Raw genomic sequence first — 22,738 nt, forward strand, 5'->3', positions numbered from 1 at the left:
TGGCATGACACAATATCCTTTATGGCAACAATTACAAACTTTAAAACAGTCAACTTGGGTAGATTTAACACATACCTTTGATCCTGATATTCCACGCTTTAGTGATTTTGAAAAGGGCGAAGTTTCAACATTATTCACTGTTAAAGATCATGGCTTCTATGTTCAACGATGGAATATCGTAACACAATACGGTACACATATCGATGCACCTATTCATTTTGTAGAAAATAAGCGCTACTTAGAGGATTTAAATTTAAAAGAGTTAGTCTTACCTTTAATCGTTTTAGACTTTTCACAACAAGCAGCAATCAACAATGATTTTGTAGTAACCCGTGCAGATTTAGAAGCCTGGGAACAACAACACGGTACCATTGAGTCAGATACCTTTGTAGCCCTACGTACAGATTGGTCTAAACGCTGGCCTGATATTGCACAATTTGAAAATAAAGATGCTAAAGGTCAGCAACATGCACCTGGTTGGGGCTTAGACGCACTAAAATTCTTATTTGAAGAGCGTCATATTCAAGCAATCGGACATGAAACATTTGATACTGATGCCTCTATCGACGTTGTCAAAAATGGAGATTTAGTAGGCGAACGCTATGTTCTTGGACAAGATAAATATCAAGTTGAATTATTAACAAATTTAGATCTTTTACCTACACGTGGTGCTATTATTTATGCTATAAGCCCTAAACCTAAACATGCACCCGGATTTCCTGTGCGTGCATTTGCCATTAGACCTTCATAACTATAGCAAAAGGAGCAAAGTAACTTTTGAATCGTTACTTTGCTCCTTTTATTTATGCTTGTTTATTCAAATAGTTTAATATTTGGATACTACAGCTGCGACAGCTTGTCCTCCACCGATACATAATGATGTTAGACCTGTTTCAACATCATCATTTAATTGATGTAATAACGTTACTAATACTCTAGCACCAGATGCTCCAATTGGATGACCTAATGCAATCGCACCACCTTTAACGTTGACCTTTTCTTTAGGTAATTGTAATTCACGATCAACAGCAATTGATTGTGATGCAAAAGCTTCATTTAATTCAAAAACATCAATATCTGCTACAGCTTTATTATTACGTTGCAATACTTTTTCAATTGCGCCAACGGGTGCAATACCCATGATTGATGGGTCCACGCCATGACTACTAAATCCATCAATCACTGCTAATGGTTTAATATTCAATTCTTGAGCCTTTTCTTCAGTCATAACTAACATCATCGCTGCACCATCATTAATACCTGATGAATTACCAGCAGTAACAGAACCATCTTTCTTAAATGCTGGTCTTAAGCGGCTTAATTTTTCTAAAGAGGCATCCGCTCTTATTCCTTCATCTTGAGTGACAACAATAGGATCTCCTTTACGTTGCGGAATAGTTACAGGTACAATTTCACTATCAAAAGCCCCAGCTTGTTGCGCTGCTACAGCTTTTCGTTGTGATTCAACAGCAAATTGATCTTGCTCTTCTCTGCTAATATCATATTGCTCTACTAAATTTTCAGCAGTAATTCCCATATGATATTGATTAAAAACATCTGTTAAACCATCATAAACCATACTATCAATCATTGTTTGGTGACCCATTTTAAAACCAAAACGTCCTTGATTTACTAACATTGGTGCTTGTGACATATTTTCCATACCACCAGCTATGACAATCTCATTATCTCCAGCAAGAATAGACTGATATGCCAATTGAATTGACTTTAACCCTGAACCACATACTTTATTTATAGTGAATGATGGTACACTTTCTGGTAAACCACCTTTCATCGCTGCAATACGAGCTGGATTTTGTCCTTGTCCTGCTTGTAAGACATTCCCAATAATAACTTCATCCACATCTTGTGGGTTAATATTTGTTTGTTTTATTATATGTTTGATTAATGTAGCACCTAAATCATAAGCTGGCACATCTTTAAAGGCACCACCAAATACGCCTATAGGTGTACGATATGCAGCCGCTAATACAACTTTAGTCATGGCATATTCATCTCCTTATTTATATATCAGCGTGTAAAAGCATGATGTAATTAATAATCTGTAGATTCAGCACACAAAATTTTAATTACGCCTTAACTTTAACTAGCTTTAATAGTCACTCATTTATTTATGATATAACAAAACCTATTATACAATGTAGTAAATTGTTTGAGCAATTTTAAACGCAAACGGTTTCAAATTACTACTCCATTGACTATCATACTTCGTCATCAATGAGACACCTTCACCCTTTAACTAATGATTCCATTTGATAAAAACCACTTCCATCACAAAACATGCTTCATTGTTAAATTTATTTATGTTAATTAACACTTTAAATATTACTTATCCCTTTTTTCTTGATATAACGCTTGTCGGCATCTTGTTTTATCTATAATATCACCTTAAAATAGAGTAATAGTATTCTATTGAAAACATTTTGCAACACAACGATTTATCAAGCTCCTTTTACTCCTAACATCTCACATATTCAATTTTTAGTAATTTAAATTTTTAATCTTATACAACAAGGAAAGGTGATATTACTTTGAAGAAAATATTGGATCGTTTAGGTTTTGATAACAAACATAACTTTATTGGCTTTTTAACAGTTATAACAGCAGGTCAATTAATTTATTCTAGTTTCGAAGCATTTAAAGGAACATTTTACAATTTGTTATTAGAAGTATTAAATGTTTCTAATGCTGAACTTGGAACTTTATTTAGTTTAATTGGTATTGCCGTATTCTTTTATATTCCGGGTGGTTGGATTAACAATCGCTTTTCAATTAAGTCTATTTTAATATTTGGTTTAGTCGTTAGATTCATTACTATGTCAGTCATTATTTTCTTTACACCTAATTTCACGGTGTTAAAATGTATAGCAATCATTTGGGGGCTCATTGACGCTGTCTTTTGGCCAGCTGTCTTAAATGGTATTATATTCTTTACTCATCAACACAATCGAGGTATTGGTTTTGGTTTGTTAGAATCGATACGTCGAACGCAAGAAGTATTAATGAATTTACTTATCGTTGGTGTTATGGCAGTAATTAGTGGCCTAGCGGTCTTTAAAGGTGGCATGTTGTTCTATAATTTATTAATCATTCCACTCATATACTTAATCATTCGTTATATTCCAAAGAATGGTATTGCAGCAAACCACAAATTAAAACATCGTTATGAAATCAATCGCGATTTAGAAAGTGAAGATATTGTCCGTGATAATAAATCTTTAGAAGCTTTAAAAGGATTATTACATGTTCTATTTACACAACCTAGAATTTGGCTAGCTTCCATTGGAGGATTGGCAGCATATTGGAGTTATATTATATTAATTTATACTGTCCCTTATTTACAAAGTGTTTACCAGCTTACTCCAAATCAAACAGCCATTTTCGGTATTATTAATACTGGTGCCATGGGCATTGTTATGGGTCTCAGTGCTGGATTAATTTCCGATTACATTTTTAAATCTGCTACAAGAATGATGTTCACTGCTTTAACTCTATGCATTATTTCTTTATCGTTAGTAGCATTTTTCAAAACAGGCATCATCTTAAGCATTATATTATTATTAGCATTTTCAATCGCGACATTTTTAGCAAACAGTATTATTTTAGCACCAATATCTGAAATTAATTTACCAGAAAAATATACTGGTGCTGCGATGAGTTTAGGTTCATTTGCAACGTATGCACCTATCTTTTTCGTCTATCAAATGAACGGGACGTTACTTGATAAATATCACTATAATATTGAGTTAGCTTATCATTTAATATTTAGAATTGGTATTATCGTCGATATGATTGGTGCCATCGCTATATTGCTATTATTATTTATGAATCGTCATAAACCTAAAAATTCACAAGCATAACTATAGTTAACATATAATAAACTTTAAAATGATCTATTGTGTTAATTCCAATTGATACGAAAAAAACACTTCCGTTGCGTTCGTGTAATGAGCTGACCCCAATTAGTGGGAATAAAATAAAAACACTTCCGTTGAGTTCGTGTAAAACGAATCTAAACGGAAGTGTTTTTTATAACAAGCGTTTCTTATTTTCTAAAAGTCTTTAATAAAGCTGTCGAATTGTTTCTATAATCACACTAACCCACAATACAATATTTCATAAAATATATTATATTTTACCATTCTTTATTCAAGAATAAATTGCTGCTACTGCACAACTTTATATTTCTTAATTTTCACTTGTTATCATAATCATTTTCTATACATGCAAAAAGCTGTTTCATGACCTATGCCTGAACTTGCTCCTGTAATTAATGTATAACCTACTAGTTTGTTTACATCTTTCAACCATTTTTATTTACTATAATGAATCCAAATGATATCTCCATCTAATTGTTCTAAGTGTTTAATTTTAAAACCTTGTGGTTTAATATCACTGTCTTCATGGCTATTATTAAATAATTGTGGACGTCCGTAATGATCATCGACGGCTGGTACAATAACAACACTGACTTCATCAACTAAACCTTGCTCGAAGAATGACCAATTAATACTTCCGCCACCAGCTAATACTACTGTTTCTAAATTAAAGTAGCGATACAATTTTTCTAATACCAACTTAAGATCTAACTGGTGATTTTCACCACCGAAAATATATGATATGCCTAAATTCCTCAAATGCTCTAAATAAGCATCTGAAACTGTTTCAGATACCACTTCAACCACATGCATTTCAGGACGTTCACGAAATGTTGTATAGTTTGACGTCCAAGCTGCTTTTCCTGAAGGGTCAAGTGACACCATATAATGATTATAATCACTATCAGCAATATAATCTTCTTCTCTAGAATATATTTGTGGATGACTTGGTAATTCTGGCATTTCCGTTGCAGTAAATGCTTCTTCAATTGTTTTACGCCCTAAAATCATTGCTTTGCTATCGAAATATTCATGTTTACTTTCATAGGCTTGTTTTAAAGCTTCTCCTTCCACTACACTGCCGTATGGCCCTGTAATATTGCCATTAATTGACATTGACATATGCACGATGATTGTTGGTCTCGTCATTAGTCATTTCCCTCCATAACTTTAAAATTCAAAGAGGCACATCATGCATATATTCAATGAAGTTAGATATTGATTGTGCGTCCAGCTATCTGTGTCTTCTATTGTCACTGCATATGTGCCATATATTAAATCATAGTGTTTTGTTTAATGTTTATCAGCTTATAATTTTTCTTTATAGAATGGAATTAATCCTGATAATGCTTCGTTAACTGGTTGAGGTTGATCATATAAATCATAGTGAGATGCACCTTTAACGATGTGTAATTTTTTATCCTTAGTTAATGCATTGTCAAATAATTTATAAGCAAAGCGGTATGAACCAAATGCACCAGGGACATCTCCAGCAACAATATAAAGTGGTTGATCTAATAATTTGTCGACTAAATGATAGGCATCAAAGCCTGCCACTTGCATATTACTGATAAGTCGATAGCGATTAATTGAATTTTCATGTTGTCCGCGATCTGTTTTGTAGTAATCTACAGCTTGTTCGATATCGATATCTTCAATACCTGCATCTTGACGTTGTTGCTGTGAATCTGGAATATATTGTGTCAATTCATGTTGTGATCCCATTGCTTCCGCTTCACGTTGTTTAGCTAAACTGTGTAACATATCTAAGGCTGCGTTTGGTGACAAATCCCCTTCTCGAGTTAATGTACCGAAGTCTGCACCTACAACTGAACCTACTGCTTTAATACGTTTATCAGTCATACTTGCGTTAACAGCATAACCGCCACCACCACAAATACCTAAGATGCCTATACGATCATTATCTACAACATCTAACGTATTTAAGAAATCAATGGCAAAAGATGCATCTTCTACTCTATAATATGGATTTTCAATATATTCTGGTGCTTGATGTAATTCTCCTTGATGACCAGCATCAAAGGCAAATGTGACAAAACCTTCTTCTGTTAATCGTTTAGCATAAATACTTGCTGTTTGTTCTTTAACACTACTGATTGGATGCATGACTACAATCGTAGGTAATGTTTTATTTCCTTCATTATCAGGCACTCGTAAAATACCAGTTGTTTCAATATTTCTAGTTTTAAATTTCATTACTTGTTCATTCATCTTTAAAACTCCTTATCTTTAGTTAAATAATTTTGTTAACGTTAATAAAAAAACTTTTTCTCTGTAGAGTTTTATTACCCTTGTGTGTATAATTAAAACATATTGTCATACATAAACAATTCATACGTTGTGATATTTGAGCAATAATACACAGATACACTAAATTGGGTTATAAAAAGGTAGGATATAATATGGATTTACGTATACAAAAAACACAAAAAGCAATACGACAGCACTTTTTAGAATTATTCTACAATGAGAACTTTGATAAAATTACCATCAAAGATATTACTGAACGTGCTGAAATTGGACGCAAAACATTTTATTTACACTACATAGATAAATATGATTTATTAGATAAAATTGTAGATCAAAAGATGTCAGAGCTTCATGACATTTGTCTAGCCAAAAAAGAATTAGGTCTTAGAGAAGGAACAACGATTTGGTTTGATTACTTTAATCATCATCGACAATTTTTTACTACACTGTTTCAAACTTCCATCGCTCAAAAATATAAGCGTCAATTACAACAACTCATTGCTGATGAGCTTGCTGATAAACTTGACGAGCAGCACTATCGTCTAAATAATATCGAACCACAATTATTTTTAAAATTTGCATCTAGTGGCATTATTGAACTGATAGACCTTTATTTACAAAATGAGGAAAATGATAAACACGATATAGAAGAACAAACCTATCAATTATTAAAAGCATTTCTGAATGTGCCTCAATAATAAAAAGAGTGGGACAAAAAGCATTTTTCACTTAAAATTAAGCATTTGGCAGTAACTGTCTGGTTTGTAAAATGTTGATTTATCAACATTTTACAAACCTAGTCAGTCTTGCCGGGGTGGAAGGGACTCAACACAAAAAAACTGGTTAGTCAGTTTTTTCAGACAATGCAGGGACCCGTCATAGAAAAATTTTAAAAATAAAATTTTTTCTTTTATGTGCAAGACGGGCATAGTTGGGCAAGGGACCCGTCATAGAAAAATGTTAAAAGGATTACAGTTGACACTAATCGTGCAACTGCATAAAAGCTACTAAAGATTAAAATCTAAGTAGCTTTAAATGTGCAAGACGAGCATCTACGAAATAATTTGTTTTGAAATAATTATTTCTGTCCCACTCCCTTATTGTTTTATATGCAATTAGCATTTAATTCAATATTAACTATTCAAAGAAAACATTACATAGTATACTAAAAAAATTAATTCATCCCAAAGGAGCAATGATTTTATGGAACAAAGTTTTACCCCTAGACATTTAGAAGAAAAACGTGCAGCATTTCACGAACTTTTCTTTGATTTAATCTTTGTTTATGCTATCCAAAAAATAGCCCATGTTATTTTAACTACAAACAATGGTACGATTTCTGCTGAATTATTCTTTAAATATGTTGTTATGAGTCTATTTTTATGGCTCGTATGGTCACATCAGACATTCTTTACCAATAGATTTGGTCAAGTTACTTTCAAAGATGTCACCTTCATGATGCTTAATTTATTTATTATGGTATTTTTATCTAACAGCTTATATCCTAGTTTCGAGAAAACATTCTTCCCATTCTTTTTATGTGTAGGATTAATGTATGTCAGTATCGGCACGCAATACTTATTACATATACGCACAGGTCTTAATTACGCAGATAAGAGAACTTGCCAATCATTTGCCTTAGTCGCATTCGTCATTGCTTTTTTATCATTCTTATCACTGGTCTTACCACAAAGTATTCATTATATTCCTGGATTTTTAGGCGTCTTTGTTGCGGCAACAGGGTTAATTCCGTTCCGTAAATATTTAAAATTATCACCCGTAAATATGATGCATTTAGTTGAACGTTTCTCATTACTAACGATTATTATTTTTGGTGAGGTTCTAGTCGGACTAGCATCATCATCCTTTAGCATTACGCATTTTAGTGTAACGTATATATTCCAATTCATTATTTTAGTCAGCTTGTTTGGTGTTTATTGGATTGTTTCTGAAAATTATATTAATGATAAATTAGAGTCTATAGGATTCCGTTTAGCTTATACGCATTTAATCATTAATATCGCTTTAGGTATTATTAATAGTGCCATTATTTTTAGCAACAACGACAAATTGCATCCACTATTTGAACTTAACATGATGTATATCAGTATATTATTATTTTATATTGGTTTATGGTTAATTACGCCATACTTCCATGACGAGTTAATGCATATTAAATATATATCTTATGCACTTGCTATTGTTATTATTTCGTATCTTATTAGTTTGATATTTGTTGGTCATGATCATATTATGATTATTTCAGTTGCTATTGCGACATTTAGTATCATGCTCATTTATTATAAAAACCAAAACAGAGCATAATAACGACAACAAGCTCAAAACGATGCCAGGATCAAGTGGGAATGGAACCGAAATAATTGTTTCAAAACAAATTATTTCGTAGATGCCCGTCAGCGTTTTGAGCTTATTTTAATTTATTGTTATTTCACGTGAAACGAAAACCTATTATAAATCTTGTTGGTTAAATATTTTAACAGACAGGATGTATGATAATATCATAATAATGATACCTGATACAGAATAAATTAATGTTACTAAAATACCATTCATTCCAATATCATAACCATTATCAAAACTGCCACCTACCATCCCATAGACAAAAAAGAATCCTAAAAATGAAATCACAATTAAAATAGAAGATAATATCATAATAACGTTGGAATTTTCAGGACCAAATTTAAAAGTTAATGGAAAAACAATGGCATATAAGCCTAGGACACCAAATCCCATTAATCCTGACATCAATCCCATCATTATACTTTGAGTAACTATACTCGTTGAAATGATACCTATGATTGCCCCAATAATTAACAATATTAAGTAATAAACAAAATAGGCTTTAATATAATCACTACGTTTAATGGGTAATGTTGATACGTAATACATCCAACGAGAATCTTTTTCTTGTTTGATATTATCAGTAATAGGAGTAATCAAGAAAATAGCAGCCATAGTACTACTCATTAAAGGGTTAATAAAAGAGAAAAAAGCAGCTGCTAAAATAGCTATTAATAGATAAATATATGTCTTATTTTTAGTAGTATAAAAACTTGTTAATAACATGCCTTTCATTATACGTCACCTCTCATCATAATCTTAGTCGCATCATCAATATGAGTTAACGGCTGCGCATCAAATACTTGCAAAGTATCATTAACTAATATTTGTCTTTGACCCTTATATGATCTTGAAGCTATAATAGTATGTTCAGGAATAGATATTTCTTCACTATCTGTTGTCACAATACCATATTTTGCTAATAATTCATCCTTGCGTTCTGTTAAAATAATTTTGCCATCTTTCATAAATACTAATTTATCGGCTAATTGTTCTATGTCTTCAGATATATGAGAGGAAATCAAAATCCCTCCACCTTGTTCAACAAACATCTCTAGTAATTCTAAGACTTCTTCTCTACCAGATATGTCCATACCTGCCGTTGCTTCATCTAAAATTAATAATTTTGCATGGTGTGACATTGCTACAGATAGTGCTATTTTCATTCTCATTCCTCTAGAAAAGGTTGATAATTTTGTATCTTTTGGCAAGTCAAAATGTTGTATCAGATCAAAATAACGATTGCTATCCCATGATTGATAAATATGTTCAAAAATTTTATTAACTTCTGTCACAGTTAATTTATTAGGTACTCTTAAGTCATCAAATACGACTCCAATTTCCTCTTTATAAGACATATCTTTAGTTAATGGTTGTTCAAAAAATTCAATATTACCACTATCTTTATGGCGATTTCCTACTAAAATATTAATTAATGTTGATTTACCAGAACCATTTTTCCCAATGAGTCCTACTGTCTCACTCGAGTCAATGGATAATGAGATGTTTTCTAATTTAAAGGAAGATTCACTATAACGCTTCGTTAAATGTTCTATCTTTAGTAACTTTGTCATAATACTCTCTCCTGCCTTAATTTTTATAATATTGTTGAATTTTGAATAAGTAATTAAACAAACTATAAACAAAAATAGCAATAACAATTAATAAGCTAAAACTTTGATTAACACCTGTAGAAATAGAATAAAATCCTATCAAAACAATCGCTAAAAATAATAATGATACATTGACATTGAAAATTTTAAATAACGATAACAGGGTGATATGGCGTTCCCCTTCATCCATAATGGCAAAGCGTTTTTCGATGGAATTCTTTTCACCTATCTTTGGCATTCTTGGGTCAAATTTCCTACTGAAAAACATTGTTTGTGTTGCTAATACCGAACTCAAAAGGAATGGTATTAAGAAGTAAACAATTGATGAAAAGTTACCTCGTCCAAAAGTAAAAATTAATAACACTATTAAAGGAATAGAAGACTGTAAATTAGACAGCAAATTCGCTTTAAAAAAGTAACGATTTGCTAATAATTCGTATTCATCTACATTGTCTAGCTCCTCATTATTGTCTACTAACGTTTTATAATTTAACGCTTTTCGTTGGAATAGTAATACAATCCATTCTAATAACATAATAGTAATTGTTGCTATAATAGTAATGATAATGACATTATTTTGTGTAGCAAATTGCCATTTTTCAAAGCCAATACCTTCACCACTTATCAACAAGCCAAAAATTCCACCTACAATGCCTCCAATAATTAAAAGTACTATGTATCTTACTACTTTCATGTTTCATCCTCCTCTAAGATAAATACATTTTCCACCGTTTCATTAAAGATACGTGCAATACGTATAGCTGTTAAGACAGAGGGTGTAAAACTATTTCTTTCTATTAATGAAATCGTTTGTCTCGATACTTGTGCTAATTTAGCTAATTGTGTTTGGTTCAATCCATTTTTGGCCCTCAATTCTTTTAATCTGTTACGCACATACCATCAACTCCTTATGTAAATTGTAAAATATATTAGTCTTTTTGACAACTATATTTGTCAAAATGCCATAAAAAAACTATGAAACATCTTGTTGTTAAGTGTTTCATAGTCAATGTTACTACTGTTAATATTATTAAATTTCAGCTGTTAAGCGATTTAAAGCAATATCTGCTAATGCTTTAGCAGCAACTTGGAATCCATCTTCATTTAAGACCATTTTTGGATGGTGCGGTGGATACACGCCATAATCAACTGGTTTAGCACCAACAACAATAAATGCACCTGGTTTGTCAGTTAAGTAATACGCAAAGTCTTCTGATGCAGTAATAGGTCCAAGATCAACAACGTCTGTCACATAGCTACCTTGTGCTTGTTCTAAAATATGTTGAATGGCATCTGTTTGTTTATCACTGTTATACAATACAGGATAGTCATACTTATAATCTAAATTGACTTTGACGTTAAAAGTTGTTTCTAATCCACGTGCAATATTATTGATTTCGTTATAAAGTGTTTCTTTTAAATCTTCATTCATATAACGTACTGTTCCACGTAACGTGACATTATCTTGAATAACGTTGTAACCCCCTGGTGCTTCAAAAGCACTGATAGATACCACAGCTGACTCTAAAGGATCAATGCGACGTGATACGACTGTTTGTGCTTCCGTTACAAAATATGCACCTGCAACTAAGGCATCATTCGTATTTTGAGGCATTGCTGCATGGCCACCTTTACCTTGAATATGCATATCAAAGTTTGAACGACCAGCAAATGCTTCGCCTTTATGCACAAAAATTGTACCAACATCTATATTTGGGAAGAAGTGAATACCATACACTTCATCTACATCATCTAATACACCAGATGCTAGAATATCTTGAGCACCACCTGGAGGTACTTCTTCAGCATGTTGATGAATGATTTTAACAGTGCCAGGCAAGTCTTCTTTAACCTCTATTAATGCTTCAGCAACTCCCAACAAATAAGCTGTATGTGCATCATGGCCACATGCATGCATCACACCTTCATTTTGAGATGCAAATTCTAAGCCGGTATCTTCTTTAATAGGTAAAGCATCGAAATCAGCACGTAACGCGATAGTATTACCAGATTGTCCACCGTTAATTTCAACAACTAAGCCATGTTGACCATTTAAATCAGTATGCATCTTGACATCTTTATCTTTGTAAAAGTCTTTAATAAATTGACTTGTGTTCTCTTCTTCAAATGATAATTCTGGATGAGAATGTAAATGTCTGCGTAACTCAATAATACGCTGCTCTTTGTCTTCTATCTTTTTAAATACAGTTTCTCTTAAGTTTGTCATAGACAGTGCCTCCTATATATTAACTTCCAGTACATACTAAGTATAAATCTAAATAATATGAATTGTTAAACAATTACCCTTATAAAAAAATGGTAAACTATATACTTTTACAATCCTAACGCCATACGTCATAATCAATATTACAGTTATAGAGATATTCCAGTACCAAATATTCTATGTTATGACTTATAAACATTATATTATGGCCTTCTATTTATAAAATAAAACACAACAATAAAGGAGTTATTCATTATGGAATTCTCATTATCAGCAATAGAACAAGCACACCAACAATATACTGGTGTCGACTTTCCAAAGTTATTTACAGCATTTAAAGATATGGGTATGACGTACAATACTGTCAATATTCAAAAAGGTATTGCGACATATATTCATCCAATGGAAGAAGATATTATTGCTGAATCAGTTAAAGCCAATGCTAAGATAGCAGATAACGCTGATGTCAAAGTTGTACAAGATGTATTAATTAGGCACCAACAAGGGCAAACTGATTTTGCAATATTTTGTAATGAAATGGCACAAGCAGGTATCTACAAATGGTTAATTGATATTAATCAAGGTACGTGTACGTATCTAGATTTACAAGACAACGCTATCGTTTCTGAACAAATACCACAATAACTCGGCTAATAAGATAATATTTTTAATATTTGCGTAAATTTTCATTGATAATCATTATCGTTAGGTATACAGTAATACTATACATTACGTAAGAAGTGAGGTGGATGAACATGTTAGCAAATACTTTTGTCTTAGGTATTACAGGTCCTACAAGTTTAGTTGTGATTAGTATTATCGCATTAATTATTTTTGGCCCTAAAAAATTACCACAATTTGGACGTGCCATAGGTTCTACTTTAAAAGAGTTTAAATCAGCAGCTGATGATTTAGATAAAGATTCTCATGACACACCCAGTAAGGAATCCAAACAACAGCGAGAACACTAGTGACTATCATTCTTTACTTGAGCATTTTAGTGAATTACGTCAACGCATTGTTACGATATTAGTGTTCTTTGTAATCTCAGTAGTGATTGTCTATATTTCATCATTTTGGTGGATGACTTCATTCATTTCATACATTACGCGTGCACATGTCGTACTTCATGCCTTTTCTTTTACTGAGATGATTCAAATATATGTCATGGTTATATTCTTTATTGCGCTTTGTTTGGTATCACCTGTCATTTTTTATCAATTGTGGTCTTTTGTGTCACCAGGACTACATCGTCACGAACGTCGTTTTATCTATAAATACAGTATTTTTAGTGCACTGTTATTTATTGTTGGAGTGGTGTTTGCCTTTTATATCGGCTTCCCACTTATTATTAACTTTTCTTTAAAATTATCAGCCACATTACATATTGATCCAGTTATTGGCTTTAAAGCTTATCTTGTTGAATTGATACGTTGGCTGCTCGTCTTTGGTGTGTTGTTCCAATTACCTATTCTTTTTATGGGCTTAGCCAAATTTGGACTTATTGATGCACATGCGCTAAAACATTATCGTAAGTATATTTACTTTGCTTGTTTTGTGACTGCTAGCATTATTGCACCACCAGACTTAACATTAAATATTTTATTAACCTTACCACTTATCTTATTATTTGAGTTTAGTATGTTAATCGTCAAAATAACTTATAGACAATAACAATAGGACTAACACATTAGAGAGTGCATTAACCTTCTCTACTAATGTGTTAGTCCTTAAAAATTGTCATTATCAACATAAAAAAACAGGCCATCACGGCCTGTTTTTATTTTTTACGTTTAAGTAAGACGAAGCATGCGATGCATACAACGTAAATCACTTGTGCTAATACTGTTTCATAACTTGGATAGAATCCTAACCAATTAATCGTTGGTAAACCTTCTATACCATGTCTTGGCATAACACCTAGTAATTGTAATTTTTGAATACTAACACCTAACATTTTGAATGCCATCACAAAGATTAATATAGATAGCACTCTGAAAATGTAGAAAATAGGGATTAATTTAATAATAAATCTAAATAGTAAAGCGAAAATAATGAGTATAACGATAGCTAAGGCAATACCAATAACAAAATCTTTAGTTGCCAATTCGCCTACCATACCCATGTAGAAAATAATCACTTCTACACCTTCACGTAAGACAGAAATCAGCCCAATCGTAGCTAATAGTATTAAGTTTCCATTACTTATAGCATTTTGATACATTTGTTTAATCATATCGTTCCAACGTTTTGCATTAGAGCGATTATGCATCCAAATACCAACAACAAACATTAATACTACGGCAACAATGCCTAAGCCTGCTTCCATACCTTCACGTAAAATACCACTATTGCCTAATGTTTGAACAAACACTACGGCTAACGCAATACTTAAAATTAAACCTACAAGCGCACCACTAATGACGCTTGCTGTACCTTTAGTATCTTTAACATTACGTGTCATGGTAGTTAGTGTCATGACAATAAGTAACACTTCTAACCCTTCACGTAAGAAGATAATCATCACATCAACGAATGAATAACTATGTCCAACCGTATCTTTAATTTGGCTATTTATTTCTTCCAAGCCACCTTTAATACGGTCTTTATTGGAATTATCTAAGACACTTTGATAGTAAGGAATTTTATCCTCAATTTTAGTATACAGTGCACCATCTTTAGTTTGAATTTTACCTTCTACATAAGGCCAAATTTGTATGAAATGACTAAGTGCTGTATCTGCTTGAGATAAATTATTATCATCGATGGCCTTAATCGCTTTGTCTAATTCATCATTAAGTTGTGTCACTTTATATTTACTATCATTTTTACTGTTTTGCTTTTTATCTACGTTATCAATACTTGACTTGAATGTTGTCCAAGCATTTTTCACCTTATTCGTATCTAATGGTTCTTTTTGAACTGCTACTCTCAATTGCATAAGCGCAACTTCAATTTGACCATATTGATTAGCATCATAATTACGAATAACTGTTTCATTACTCGTCCAAATTTGATTCAAACTCGTATTTAAACTTTCTAATTCATTCTTATCTTTATCTTTAATTGCTTTTTTCATAGCTTTATCTTTAGCATCAACTTGTTGTTGTAATTCTTTAATTTTAGAAGATGCATCTTTACTATCTAGCTTTTCTTCATAAGCAATTAATGATTTAGTTAAATCTGACAACTTATCTTGTTGTTGTGATGTACTTTTAGCTTTCTCTAATGCCTTTACATCTTTTTTAACAGCTTTGCCTTGTTTATTGTCTTTAACTTTTAAATTATTAATATCTGTTGATACTTGTTTAATCGCTTTTTCTTTGTCAGCTGTTGATGCTTTGTCGTCACTAATTGTAGACTTAGCATCTGTAATTGTACTGTAGACATCACTAATGGATTGTGCCTTAACAACATGACCATCTGTTGGAATCATACTATATGACACAAGGATGATCATTAATGTCATGACTATTTTAGTCAAATAATGTTTCACCTAGGTAGCCTCCCTTTTTCACTCCAGGTAATACTAAGAAAGATGCCGAAGCTCTATGTGTGATGTATTCATTTAACTTATCATTTCTACCTAAGTTGTTTTGGATATCTATAAATTGTTGTGGCGATTGTTGAAATGCAATAAATATTAATCCAGTTTCAAAATTACCTGTTCTTTCATCTGTACCATCAATATAATTATAAGCGCGACGTAAAATAGATGTGTTCGCTTCTTTAGCTAATCTAGCATGCGCATCTTTATCAATGACAAGCTCTCCATTGCTATCTTTTGCTTTTAAATCTATCTCATCAAATTCTTTACCACCAGTTAAAGGTGCCCCTGATTGACGCTTACGCCCGAAAGTAGCTTCTTGCTCTTCTAATGACGTACGGTCCCAAGTTTCAATATGAATTTGAATACGACGTACGATACAATAGGTACCTTGTTTAGCCCAACCATCTTTAATAAAGACATAATCTTTAAGTTCATTATTCTTTCTTGGATTAATTGTACCATCTTTAAAAGCCATTAAATTCCTTGGTGTTTCTTTACCTTTGGCTGAGATGAAACCTGATTGAGACCATCGAACTTTGACTATATCTCTAAAAGGACGCACTAAATTGTGTACGGCATGAAATGATACTTGTGAATCATTAGAACATGCTTGAATCATAATATCCCCATCACTATAATCTTCTTCTAATTGATCATTAGGGAAATGAGGTAAATCTTTAAAATCTTTAGGAATCTTACTTGAAAGTCCAATTTTCTTCATCATCGATTTACTAACACCAAACGTGATGGTTAACTTATTGGCACTAAGACTCATTGCTTCACCAGTATCTACAGGTGGCATCAAAGGATTTTTGCCACCTTTTTCTACTGCGTCACCGTCCATCATTCTATCTGCCATCTTCGTCCATTCTTTAAACATCTCTTTGACTGCGCTTAAATTTTTATCTTTTAAGTCTAAAGCTACAAAGTTACATGTTTTTTGTGTTGGTGTTGTAATTCCAGATTGTACCTTGCCATAGAATTCATAGGCATCTTTATCAGTATCTTCTGGTGTATCAAACATCGATTTAAAAGACCAAACACTACCTACACCACTGGCACCTATAGCAACACCAGCACCACCGACACCTAGCATCTTCAAAAAAGAACGTCTTGAATAACCAGTTTCTTCTTTGTGGTCATCTTCTTTCATCATTCTGTAATCACAGCCATTTTACTTAAAGGTTCACCAAGTGAGTTGACAGCATCTGCAAATTCTTTACGATCTTTTTTAGACACTTTTTCGAATGATTCATAACCACCATTACCATCTTTGTACTTATCTAATAAAGCATTGACTTTATCAAAGTTCTTTTGAATGTCGTTACTTAATTTTTTATCTTTTTTCTCTAAAGCTGGTTTAAATAATTCGTAAATCTTTTGTGCACCTTCAATATTCGCTTTGAAGTCATATAAATCCGTATGTGAATAAATTTCTTCTTCACCTGTTATTTTAGAAGTTGATACTTCATTTAATAAGTCTACTGAACCTTGTAGCATTAATTTTGGCGTGATGTCTAAAGTATCTGCTTTCGCATGTAATTCTTTAGTATCTTTTAATAATTGATCTGCATCTTTTTTAGTTGTATCATCGATTTTATTATCTTCATATAAAGATTTTTCGATTTTATGATACCCTGTCCATTCATCTTCTTTCTTTTCTTCTTTCATATCAGCTAAACGTGCATCGATTTTAGGGTCTAAATCACCAAATGCTTCAGCAACAGGTTCTGAGCGTTCGTAATACATACGTACTTTAGGATATAGTTCTTTCGCTTTATCCATGTCATCATCTTTGATAGCTTTAACAAATTTTTCAGTTCCTTTTAAGAATTCATTTAACTGTTCATCAGTATATTTATCATAAGCTTTCGTTGCTTGTTTTAATTCTGCTTTAGTACTGTCATCTTTTTTAGATGAGTCTGAAGATTCTTTTTTACTGTCGTCATTACCACATGCTGCAATTAATAATGTTGATGCTAATAATACCGTTGTTAATTTTTTCATCTGGACACCTCATCAATTTTTAAAAATTTAATTATCAATCATATATGTATTATTACAATGTTCATTGAGAAAGTTATATACTCTCTCAATACCGCTATAACCTTTGAATAAAGTAGTCAAAGTTATTATGCTAGTTAAATTGTGCGACTGATAATCATTATCAAAGTAATTATATGGTTAACATAGAATAGTGTCAACAACAGTTTTGATTTTTTAAAATTTAGTAAAAAAATTAAAAAACAGCGCTCTATTAGAACACTGCTTGTCATGTCATTATTAATATTTATAGTTGATATTCCGATTTCAACAAACTAAAGACATAGCTTGATGAAAATTGTCCATTAAGTAATTCGTCTTGTCGTAATACGCCTTCTTCAGTGAAACCCAGTCGCCTCGGAATCGCTTGGCTTTTAAAATTATTTACTGCAGCTCTAATTTCAACACGATTCAAACGAAGTTCTGTAAAGCAATAGTTAATCAGCGCTTGTGTTGAGACAGTCATAATACCCTGTCCTTCAAATTGTTGCGCTAAATAATAACCAATAGATGTTCGTTTATTCGTACGATCGATATAGTGTAGTCCTATGACACCAGCTAGTTGACCATCGTACCATATACCATAATGCACACCATTATCTTGATTATATTGTTGGATCGCACCCCTGATAAATACTTCACTGTCTGATGGTTCTTTAGTTAACGGCACCCAAGGCAACCATTGTCCAAGTGTTTCACGCGAATTATCTACCAATTCAAATAATGCATTCGCATCTGCTAATTCTAATCCTTTTAGACTGATATGGTCATTCACTTCTAATTCAAACATGCTACCATCCCCTTCATGATTTTGAAAGTCATGTAAATTGTTATTATTTTAACATGTTTATTTACTGTTAACGACATTTCTTGTTAATTCGCTGCAGTCATTTATTATTTAAAAACTGAAGTATAAATTTTATCCATAATTCCAGCAACTTCTTCAACAGTTTCTGGTCTACCACGGTTAACCCAATCTTGCAAAACACCAAATATCGCATTGCTTAAAAAAATAACTAAGAAATATTTCTCTTTAGTAGATAAATGTTGTGTACGAACAATAGGAATGATGCTTACTTCAATATTAGCTTGTAACGTTTTCTTCACTTGTTGTCTTATTAATTCTGAACCTCTATCCGAAATTAATAACAGTATGATTTCTCCTTCTTGTTGCCAAAAATTTAATAGGGTCATAAAAAATGCTTTTCTCGATGAATTTAGTTGATTTAGTATCACACGTTTCCCTTTAGCCATCACTTCATGTTGCAATTTAATAATCAAATCATTTTTATCTTTATAATGTAGATAAAACGTTGCACGACTCACACCGGATTGCTGACAAATATCTTTAATCGCAATGTCATCAAACGACTTATCTAGCAATAATTCTAATAAGCCTTGGCGTATTTTGTGCTTAGTTTTAACGATTCTTGTATCCGTAAATTGCTGTTCATCCATAGTATCCCCACTTTTGTTGTACATTTTATATGTAAATGTCTAGTTATATTAATTTTATACTAGCAAGCAAATAATTTTGTCTTATACTCATAGTGACATTTATTTTACACAGTGTCTATTATCAAGGAGGTTTAAATATGGTAAACGTAACTGCACGATTAACACATGCCAATAAATCGTATAATAAACAACCCATTTTAAAAGATATTTCTATCGAAGTTGAACAAGGACAAATTTTAGGTCTAATTGGGCCAAGTGGTTCTGGTAAAACAACGACAATTAAATGCTTATTAGGTATGGAAAAATTAGATAGTGGACAGGCTGACATTTTTGACCAGCGTATTCCTAATCGACAAATCTTATCTCGTATTGGTTATATGGGGCAAACAGATGCCTTATATAGTGGATTAACAGCTAAAGAGAATCTAACATTTTTTGGTAAACTATCAGGTTTACATGGTCAAAGCCTTACTACTGCTATAAACAGCAATTTAGAATTTGTTCAACTTACAAATGCCTTAAACAAAACAGTTTCAACATTTTCAGGTGGTATGAAACGTCGTTTATCATTAGCTATCGCGCTATTACAAGATCCTGAGTTGATTATTTTAGACGAACCTACTGTTGGAATTGATCCAAGTTTACGAAAGTCCATTTGGCAACAATTAAAATCCTTTGCCCAACAAGGCAAGAGTATCATCGTTACAACACATGTGATGGATGAAGCTGAACGTTGTGATCAAGTGGGCTTAATTATCGATGGTACACTCTTCGCACTAGGATCACCAGATGACTTAAAGCAACAATTTAACGCTGACACAATTGAAGAAGTATTTTTAAAAGCAGAAGAAGGTGACCAATCATGAGATTAAACGCCATTATCATAAGAGTATTAACTGAATTATTAAGAGACAAACGTACACTCGCTTTAATGTTCTTAGCACCTCTTTTCATCTTGACACTGATGTATTTTATTTTTAATAGTAATGAAGATACATCTCTAAGATTAGGTGTCACTGACAATATTCCACACAATATCACGGAACAAATGAAACATAAAGATTTAGACATCATCGATATCAATCATATTGATAGTGACAAAGCAACGATTGAAGATCACGACCTTGATGCATTGATAACTAAAAATGATCATAAACTTGAGGTCACATATACCAATGAAGACCCTAGTAAGACACAGACGCTTAAACAATTAACGGCTCAAGCACTTCAAAAAGATAAAATGCACGATATCAAGTCAATCATCAATCAATTACCTAAGCAAATGACATCCAAGGCACAAAGTAACAATAATCAATTAACAATGGCTAATCATTATTTATATGGTGACGCAGATAGTACTTATTTCGATAAAATGTTTCCTATATTAATGGGATTCTTCGTTTTCTTTTTCGTCTTTTTAATTTCTGGTATTGCCTTATTAAGAGAACGGACAACTGGTACTTTAGAACGTTTATTAGCAACATCTGTAAAACGTAGCGAGCTAGTATTTGGATATTTAGCAGGTTATGGTTTATTCGCTATTATTCAAACTTTAATCATTGTACTATTTTCCATATATTTATTGAAAATTGACTTAGCCGGTCCACTATATTTGGTATTAATCGTTAATATTTTATTAGCATTTACAGCATTAACAATGGGTATCTTTGTTTCTACTTTTGCTAATTCTGAATTCCAAATGATACAGTTCATTCCATTAATCGCTGTACCGCAAGTATTCTTTTCAGGTATTTTCCCACTTGAGAATATGACGCCATGGCTAGCAAACTTAGGCTATCTATTTCCACTAAGATATGCTGGAGATGCATTAACTAACATTATGATCAAAGGGCAAAGCTGGCAAAATATATGGATTGATTTATTAGTATTGTTTGTATTTATTACCATTTTTACAGTACTAAACATCATTGGCTTGAAACGCTATCGTAAAGTTTAAATATCAAAACAGCTACTGCCAAAAGCTTAACTATAAGTGTGAAATTTTTTATATCAGACTTTTCTATTTAAATTAAATTCAATATCAAGCTTCTTCAATATGTCTGATTTTTCAAAATTGTATTTAATGAACGCATTAACAGTGCTAAAATGCTGTTAAAGGGGGCTAAGACAATGACATCTTCAAAGAATAAGAATTTCATCATTGGTTTACTATTAACTTTTGTTGTGGCACTATTTAGCTTTTTAGTCGCTAAACTACCTGTCTTGGATAAAGTTGGTGCCTTAACTATCGCCATTTTAATCGCTATCTTCTACAGACATTTTAAAGGATATCCAGAAGCTTATCGTTCTGGTATTACATTTTCATCTAAATACTTATTACGATTTGCTATTATCTTATATGGTCTAAAACTAAATATATTCGATATTATTGGCCAAGGTAGTAAATTGCTCGCTATTGACGTAGGTGTCGTCATCTTTAGCATTGGCATGATGTTATTCGTAAATAAATTACTAAATGGTGATAAAAATATCGCGCTATTATTAGGTGTAGGCACCGGTATCTGTGGTGCTGCAGCCATTGCTGCTGTTGCCCCTATTTTCAAATCTAAAGAAAATGATACAGCAATAAGTATCGGTATCATCGCTCTAATTGGTACCATCTTTTCACTCATCTATACTGCTATCTTTGCTGTCTTTTCAATGACGACAAACGTTTATGGTGCATGGTCTGGCGTCAGTCTACATGAAATTGCACATGTAGTATTAGCTGGTGGATTTGGTGGTAGTGATGCCTTGAAAATTGCCTTATTAGGAAAACTTGGTAGAGTGTTCTTACTCATTCCATTAACGATTGTCCTCGTGTTAGTGATGCGTTTTAAATCTAATGAAACTACAGAAAAAAGTCGTATCAGTATTCCGTACTTCTTAATCGGTTTTGTTATTATGGCCCTAGTTAACACGTATATTACGATACCACCAATGATTCTTAATATTTTAAACACGATATCAACTATTTGTTTATTAATGGCGATGGTTGCTTTAGGGTTAAATGTTGCCTTTAAAGATCTGAAAAATCGTGCTTTAAAACCATTAGTTACTATTGTCATAACGTCTATATGTTTATCCACATTAGCCTTTATCGTCGTACATTGGCTTTATAGTTAAACTTTGGACTATATATTATATTACTTAAAATAAGGTTCTCTATTTTTCAGGACTGATAAATAAAAAGTGAATAATTTAAAATATAAATTATTTTCAAGCCGAGACTCCTGAGGGACCGGGCCCCAACATAGAAAAATTCTATAAATAGAATTTTTACTGTAACGTGCAAGTTGGGGAAGCAGTGCTAGTCGAA

The 22,738-nt window shown here is 32.4% G+C and carries 23 protein-coding genes; 10 read left to right on the forward strand and 13 right to left on the reverse strand.

Translation table 11 applies throughout. The features are described 5' to 3' along the window. The first annotated feature begins 4 nt into the window (after positions 1 to 4). On the forward strand, positions 5 to 751 hold the full coding sequence (locus tag CD113_RS11875) for a cyclase family protein (RefSeq protein WP_002464866.1): 747 nt from the start codon (positions 5 to 7) through the stop codon (positions 749 to 751). A 75-nt stretch (positions 752 to 826) separates the two neighbouring features. Here the strand turns inward: CD113_RS11875 and CD113_RS11880 are convergent, their stop codons facing one another. After that, entirely contained in the window at positions 827 to 2,005 is a 1,179-nt protein-coding gene (locus CD113_RS11880; protein ID WP_002464865.1) for an acetyl-CoA C-acetyltransferase, read from the reverse strand. A 547-nt stretch (positions 2,006 to 2,552) separates the two neighbouring features. On the opposite strand from CD113_RS11880, the gene CD113_RS11885 reads away from it, so the two are divergent. Next, complete coding sequence (locus CD113_RS11885; RefSeq protein WP_002464864.1) at positions 2,553 to 3,881, forward strand: MFS transporter; 1,329 nt, start codon at positions 2,553 to 2,555, stop codon at positions 3,879 to 3,881. 453 nt (positions 3,882 to 4,334) lie between these two features. Here the strand turns inward: CD113_RS11885 and CD113_RS11890 are convergent, their stop codons facing one another. Continuing rightward, a complete protein-coding gene (locus CD113_RS11890) occupies positions 4,335 to 5,048 on the reverse strand; it encodes a dihydrofolate reductase family protein (protein ID WP_002464863.1) in 714 nt (237 codons plus the stop codon). Positions 5,049 to 5,207: 159 nt separating this feature from the next. Further along, complete coding sequence (locus CD113_RS11895) at positions 5,208 to 6,131, reverse strand: alpha/beta hydrolase (protein ID WP_002464862.1); 924 nt, start codon at positions 6,129 to 6,131, stop codon at positions 5,208 to 5,210. Positions 6,132 to 6,322: 191 nt separating this feature from the next. On the opposite strand from CD113_RS11895, the gene CD113_RS11900 reads away from it, so the two are divergent. Together CD113_RS11900 and CD113_RS11905 are read left to right on the forward strand one after the other, a co-directional pair. Continuing rightward, a complete protein-coding gene (locus CD113_RS11900) occupies positions 6,323 to 6,868 on the forward strand; it encodes a TetR/AcrR family transcriptional regulator (protein WP_002464861.1) in 546 nt (181 codons plus the stop codon). A 505-nt stretch (positions 6,869 to 7,373) separates the two neighbouring features. Beyond that, positions 7,374 to 8,495, forward strand: a complete 1,122-nt coding sequence (locus CD113_RS11905) for a low temperature requirement protein A (protein WP_002462900.1) — start codon at positions 7,374 to 7,376, stop codon at positions 8,493 to 8,495. A gap of 144 nt (positions 8,496 to 8,639) precedes the next feature. Here CD113_RS11905 and CD113_RS11910 read toward each other — a convergent pair whose 3' ends face one another. The 5 genes from CD113_RS11910 to CD113_RS11930 all read right to left on the reverse strand — a co-directional run bounded on the left by CD113_RS11910 (position 8,640) and on the right by CD113_RS11930 (position 12,371). Continuing rightward, the gene (locus CD113_RS11910; RefSeq protein WP_002462897.1) at positions 8,640 to 9,266 is read right to left on the reverse strand and encodes an ABC-2 transporter permease; all 627 of its coding nucleotides are present in this window, start codon (positions 9,264 to 9,266) and stop codon (positions 8,640 to 8,642) included. Beyond that, positions 9,266 to 10,105, reverse strand: coding sequence for an ABC transporter ATP-binding protein (locus tag CD113_RS11915; RefSeq protein ID WP_002462896.1), 840 nt, complete (start codon positions 10,103 to 10,105; stop codon positions 9,266 to 9,268). Before CD113_RS11915 ends, CD113_RS11910 begins: the two co-directional genes overlap by 1 nt. Positions 10,106 to 10,121: 16 nt before the next feature. Beyond that, entirely contained in the window at positions 10,122 to 10,838 is a 717-nt protein-coding gene (locus tag CD113_RS11920; protein WP_002462894.1) for a DUF3169 family protein, read from the reverse strand. Beyond that, positions 10,835 to 11,038 (reverse strand): helix-turn-helix transcriptional regulator, encoded by a 204-nt coding sequence (locus CD113_RS11925; protein ID WP_002462893.1) that lies wholly within the window; start codon positions 11,036 to 11,038, stop codon positions 10,835 to 10,837. The genes CD113_RS11920 and CD113_RS11925 overlap by 4 nt, the downstream gene beginning before the upstream one ends. A gap of 136 nt (positions 11,039 to 11,174) precedes the next feature. Continuing rightward, positions 11,175 to 12,371 (reverse strand): M20 metallopeptidase family protein, encoded by a 1,197-nt coding sequence (locus CD113_RS11930; protein WP_002462891.1) that lies wholly within the window; start codon positions 12,369 to 12,371, stop codon positions 11,175 to 11,177. Between the two features lie 252 nt (positions 12,372 to 12,623). Here CD113_RS11930 and CD113_RS11935 point away from each other — a divergent pair, with 252 nt between their 5' ends. The 3 genes from CD113_RS11935 to tatC all read left to right on the forward strand — a co-directional run bounded on the left by CD113_RS11935 (position 12,624) and on the right by tatC (position 14,042). After that, the gene (locus CD113_RS11935) at positions 12,624 to 13,013 is read left to right on the forward strand and encodes a DUF1398 family protein (protein WP_002462889.1); all 390 of its coding nucleotides are present in this window, start codon (positions 12,624 to 12,626) and stop codon (positions 13,011 to 13,013) included. Positions 13,014 to 13,123: 110 nt separating this feature from the next. Then, the gene (locus tag CD113_RS11940; RefSeq protein ID WP_002462886.1) at positions 13,124 to 13,339 is read left to right on the forward strand and encodes a twin-arginine translocase TatA/TatE family subunit; all 216 of its coding nucleotides are present in this window, start codon (positions 13,124 to 13,126) and stop codon (positions 13,337 to 13,339) included. Further along, positions 13,296 to 14,042, forward strand: a complete 747-nt coding sequence (gene tatC, locus CD113_RS11945; RefSeq protein ID WP_088177463.1) for a twin-arginine translocase subunit TatC — start codon at positions 13,296 to 13,298, stop codon at positions 14,040 to 14,042. The genes CD113_RS11940 and tatC overlap by 44 nt, the downstream gene beginning before the upstream one ends. 106 nt (positions 14,043 to 14,148) lie before the next feature. Here tatC and CD113_RS11950 read toward each other — a convergent pair whose 3' ends face one another. The 5 genes from CD113_RS11950 to CD113_RS11970 form a co-directional block, all read right to left on the reverse strand. Continuing rightward, positions 14,149 to 15,864: an FTR1 family protein gene (locus CD113_RS11950; protein ID WP_002462882.1), complete on the reverse strand. Its 1,716-nt coding sequence runs from the start codon at positions 15,862 to 15,864 to the stop codon at positions 14,149 to 14,151. Beyond that, complete coding sequence (efeB, locus tag CD113_RS11955) at positions 15,845 to 17,074, reverse strand: iron uptake transporter deferrochelatase/peroxidase subunit (protein WP_002462880.1); 1,230 nt, start codon at positions 17,072 to 17,074, stop codon at positions 15,845 to 15,847. The genes CD113_RS11950 and efeB overlap by 20 nt, the downstream gene beginning before the upstream one ends. After that, positions 17,071 to 17,925 carry an iron uptake system protein EfeO gene (gene efeO, locus CD113_RS11960; protein WP_002462878.1) on the reverse strand — a complete coding sequence of 285 codons (855 nt, stop codon included), beginning with the start codon at positions 17,923 to 17,925 and terminating at the stop codon, positions 17,071 to 17,073. The genes efeB and efeO overlap by 4 nt, the downstream gene beginning before the upstream one ends. Before the next feature lie 283 nt (positions 17,926 to 18,208). Next, positions 18,209 to 18,751, reverse strand: a complete 543-nt coding sequence (locus CD113_RS11965) for a GNAT family N-acetyltransferase (RefSeq protein WP_002462876.1) — start codon at positions 18,749 to 18,751, stop codon at positions 18,209 to 18,211. 104 nt (positions 18,752 to 18,855) lie between these two features. Next, positions 18,856 to 19,419 (reverse strand): TetR/AcrR family transcriptional regulator, encoded by a 564-nt coding sequence (locus CD113_RS11970; RefSeq protein ID WP_002462874.1) that lies wholly within the window; start codon positions 19,417 to 19,419, stop codon positions 18,856 to 18,858. Positions 19,420 to 19,556: 137 nt separating this feature from the next. Here CD113_RS11970 and CD113_RS11975 point away from each other — a divergent pair, with 137 nt between their 5' ends. The 3 genes from CD113_RS11975 (at position 19,557) to CD113_RS11985 (ending at position 22,545) form a co-directional block, all read left to right on the forward strand. Continuing rightward, positions 19,557 to 20,285 carry an ABC transporter ATP-binding protein gene (locus CD113_RS11975; protein ID WP_002462872.1) on the forward strand — a complete coding sequence of 243 codons (729 nt, stop codon included), beginning with the start codon at positions 19,557 to 19,559 and terminating at the stop codon, positions 20,283 to 20,285. Continuing rightward, complete coding sequence (locus CD113_RS11980; protein ID WP_002462870.1) at positions 20,282 to 21,376, forward strand: ABC transporter permease; 1,095 nt, start codon at positions 20,282 to 20,284, stop codon at positions 21,374 to 21,376. The genes CD113_RS11975 and CD113_RS11980 overlap by 4 nt, the downstream gene beginning before the upstream one ends. 173 nt (positions 21,377 to 21,549) lie before the next feature. After that, on the forward strand, positions 21,550 to 22,545 hold the full coding sequence (locus CD113_RS11985; RefSeq protein ID WP_002462868.1) for a YeiH family protein: 996 nt from the start codon (positions 21,550 to 21,552) through the stop codon (positions 22,543 to 22,545). The last annotated feature ends 193 nt before the right edge of the window (positions 22,546 to 22,738 follow it).

The sequence above is a fragment of the Staphylococcus simiae genome (assembly GCF_002902085.1).
GTDB classification, from domain to species: Bacteria; Bacillota; Bacilli; order Staphylococcales; family Staphylococcaceae; genus Staphylococcus; species Staphylococcus simiae.

Bases quoted from the DNA above. Each gene is read 5' to 3' on its own strand.
- CD113_RS11875 (WP_002464866.1), top strand. From the start codon at position 5: ATGACACAATATCCTTTATGGCAACAATTACAAACTTTAAAACAGTCA.
- CD113_RS11880 (WP_002464865.1), bottom strand. From the start codon at position 2,005: ATGACTAAAGTTGTATTAGCGGCTGCATATCGTACACCTATAGGCGTA.
- CD113_RS11890 (WP_002464863.1), bottom strand. From the start codon at position 5,048: ATGACGAGACCAACAATCATCGTGCATATGTCAATGTCAATTAATGGC.
- CD113_RS11895 (WP_002464862.1), bottom strand. From the start codon at position 6,131: ATGAATGAACAAGTAATGAAATTTAAAACTAGAAATATTGAAACAACT.
- CD113_RS11900 (WP_002464861.1), top strand. From the start codon at position 6,323: ATGGATTTACGTATACAAAAAACACAAAAAGCAATACGACAGCACTTT.
- CD113_RS11905 (WP_002462900.1), top strand. From the start codon at position 7,374: ATGGAACAAAGTTTTACCCCTAGACATTTAGAAGAAAAACGTGCAGCA.
- CD113_RS11910 (WP_002462897.1), bottom strand. From the start codon at position 9,266: ATGAAAGGCATGTTATTAACAAGTTTTTATACTACTAAAAATAAGACA.
- CD113_RS11915 (WP_002462896.1), bottom strand. From the start codon at position 10,105: ATGACAAAGTTACTAAAGATAGAACATTTAACGAAGCGTTATAGTGAA.
- CD113_RS11920 (WP_002462894.1), bottom strand. From the start codon at position 10,838: ATGAAAGTAGTAAGATACATAGTACTTTTAATTATTGGAGGCATTGTA.
- CD113_RS11930 (WP_002462891.1), bottom strand. From the start codon at position 12,371: ATGACAAACTTAAGAGAAACTGTATTTAAAAAGATAGAAGACAAAGAG.
- CD113_RS11935 (WP_002462889.1), top strand. From the start codon at position 12,624: ATGGAATTCTCATTATCAGCAATAGAACAAGCACACCAACAATATACT.
- CD113_RS11940 (WP_002462886.1), top strand. From the start codon at position 13,124: ATGTTAGCAAATACTTTTGTCTTAGGTATTACAGGTCCTACAAGTTTA.
- tatC (WP_088177463.1), top strand. From the start codon at position 13,296: ATGACACACCCAGTAAGGAATCCAAACAACAGCGAGAACACTAGTGAC.
- efeB (WP_002462880.1), bottom strand. From the start codon at position 17,074: ATGATGAAAGAAGATGACCACAAAGAAGAAACTGGTTATTCAAGACGT.
- efeO (WP_002462878.1), bottom strand. From the start codon at position 17,925: ATGAAAAAATTAACAACGGTATTATTAGCATCAACATTATTAATTGCA.
- CD113_RS11965 (WP_002462876.1), bottom strand. From the start codon at position 18,751: ATGTTTGAATTAGAAGTGAATGACCATATCAGTCTAAAAGGATTAGAA.
- CD113_RS11970 (WP_002462874.1), bottom strand. From the start codon at position 19,419: ATGGATGAACAGCAATTTACGGATACAAGAATCGTTAAAACTAAGCAC.
- CD113_RS11975 (WP_002462872.1), top strand. From the start codon at position 19,557: ATGGTAAACGTAACTGCACGATTAACACATGCCAATAAATCGTATAAT.
- CD113_RS11980 (WP_002462870.1), top strand. From the start codon at position 20,282: ATGAGATTAAACGCCATTATCATAAGAGTATTAACTGAATTATTAAGA.
- CD113_RS11985 (WP_002462868.1), top strand. From the start codon at position 21,550: ATGACATCTTCAAAGAATAAGAATTTCATCATTGGTTTACTATTAACT.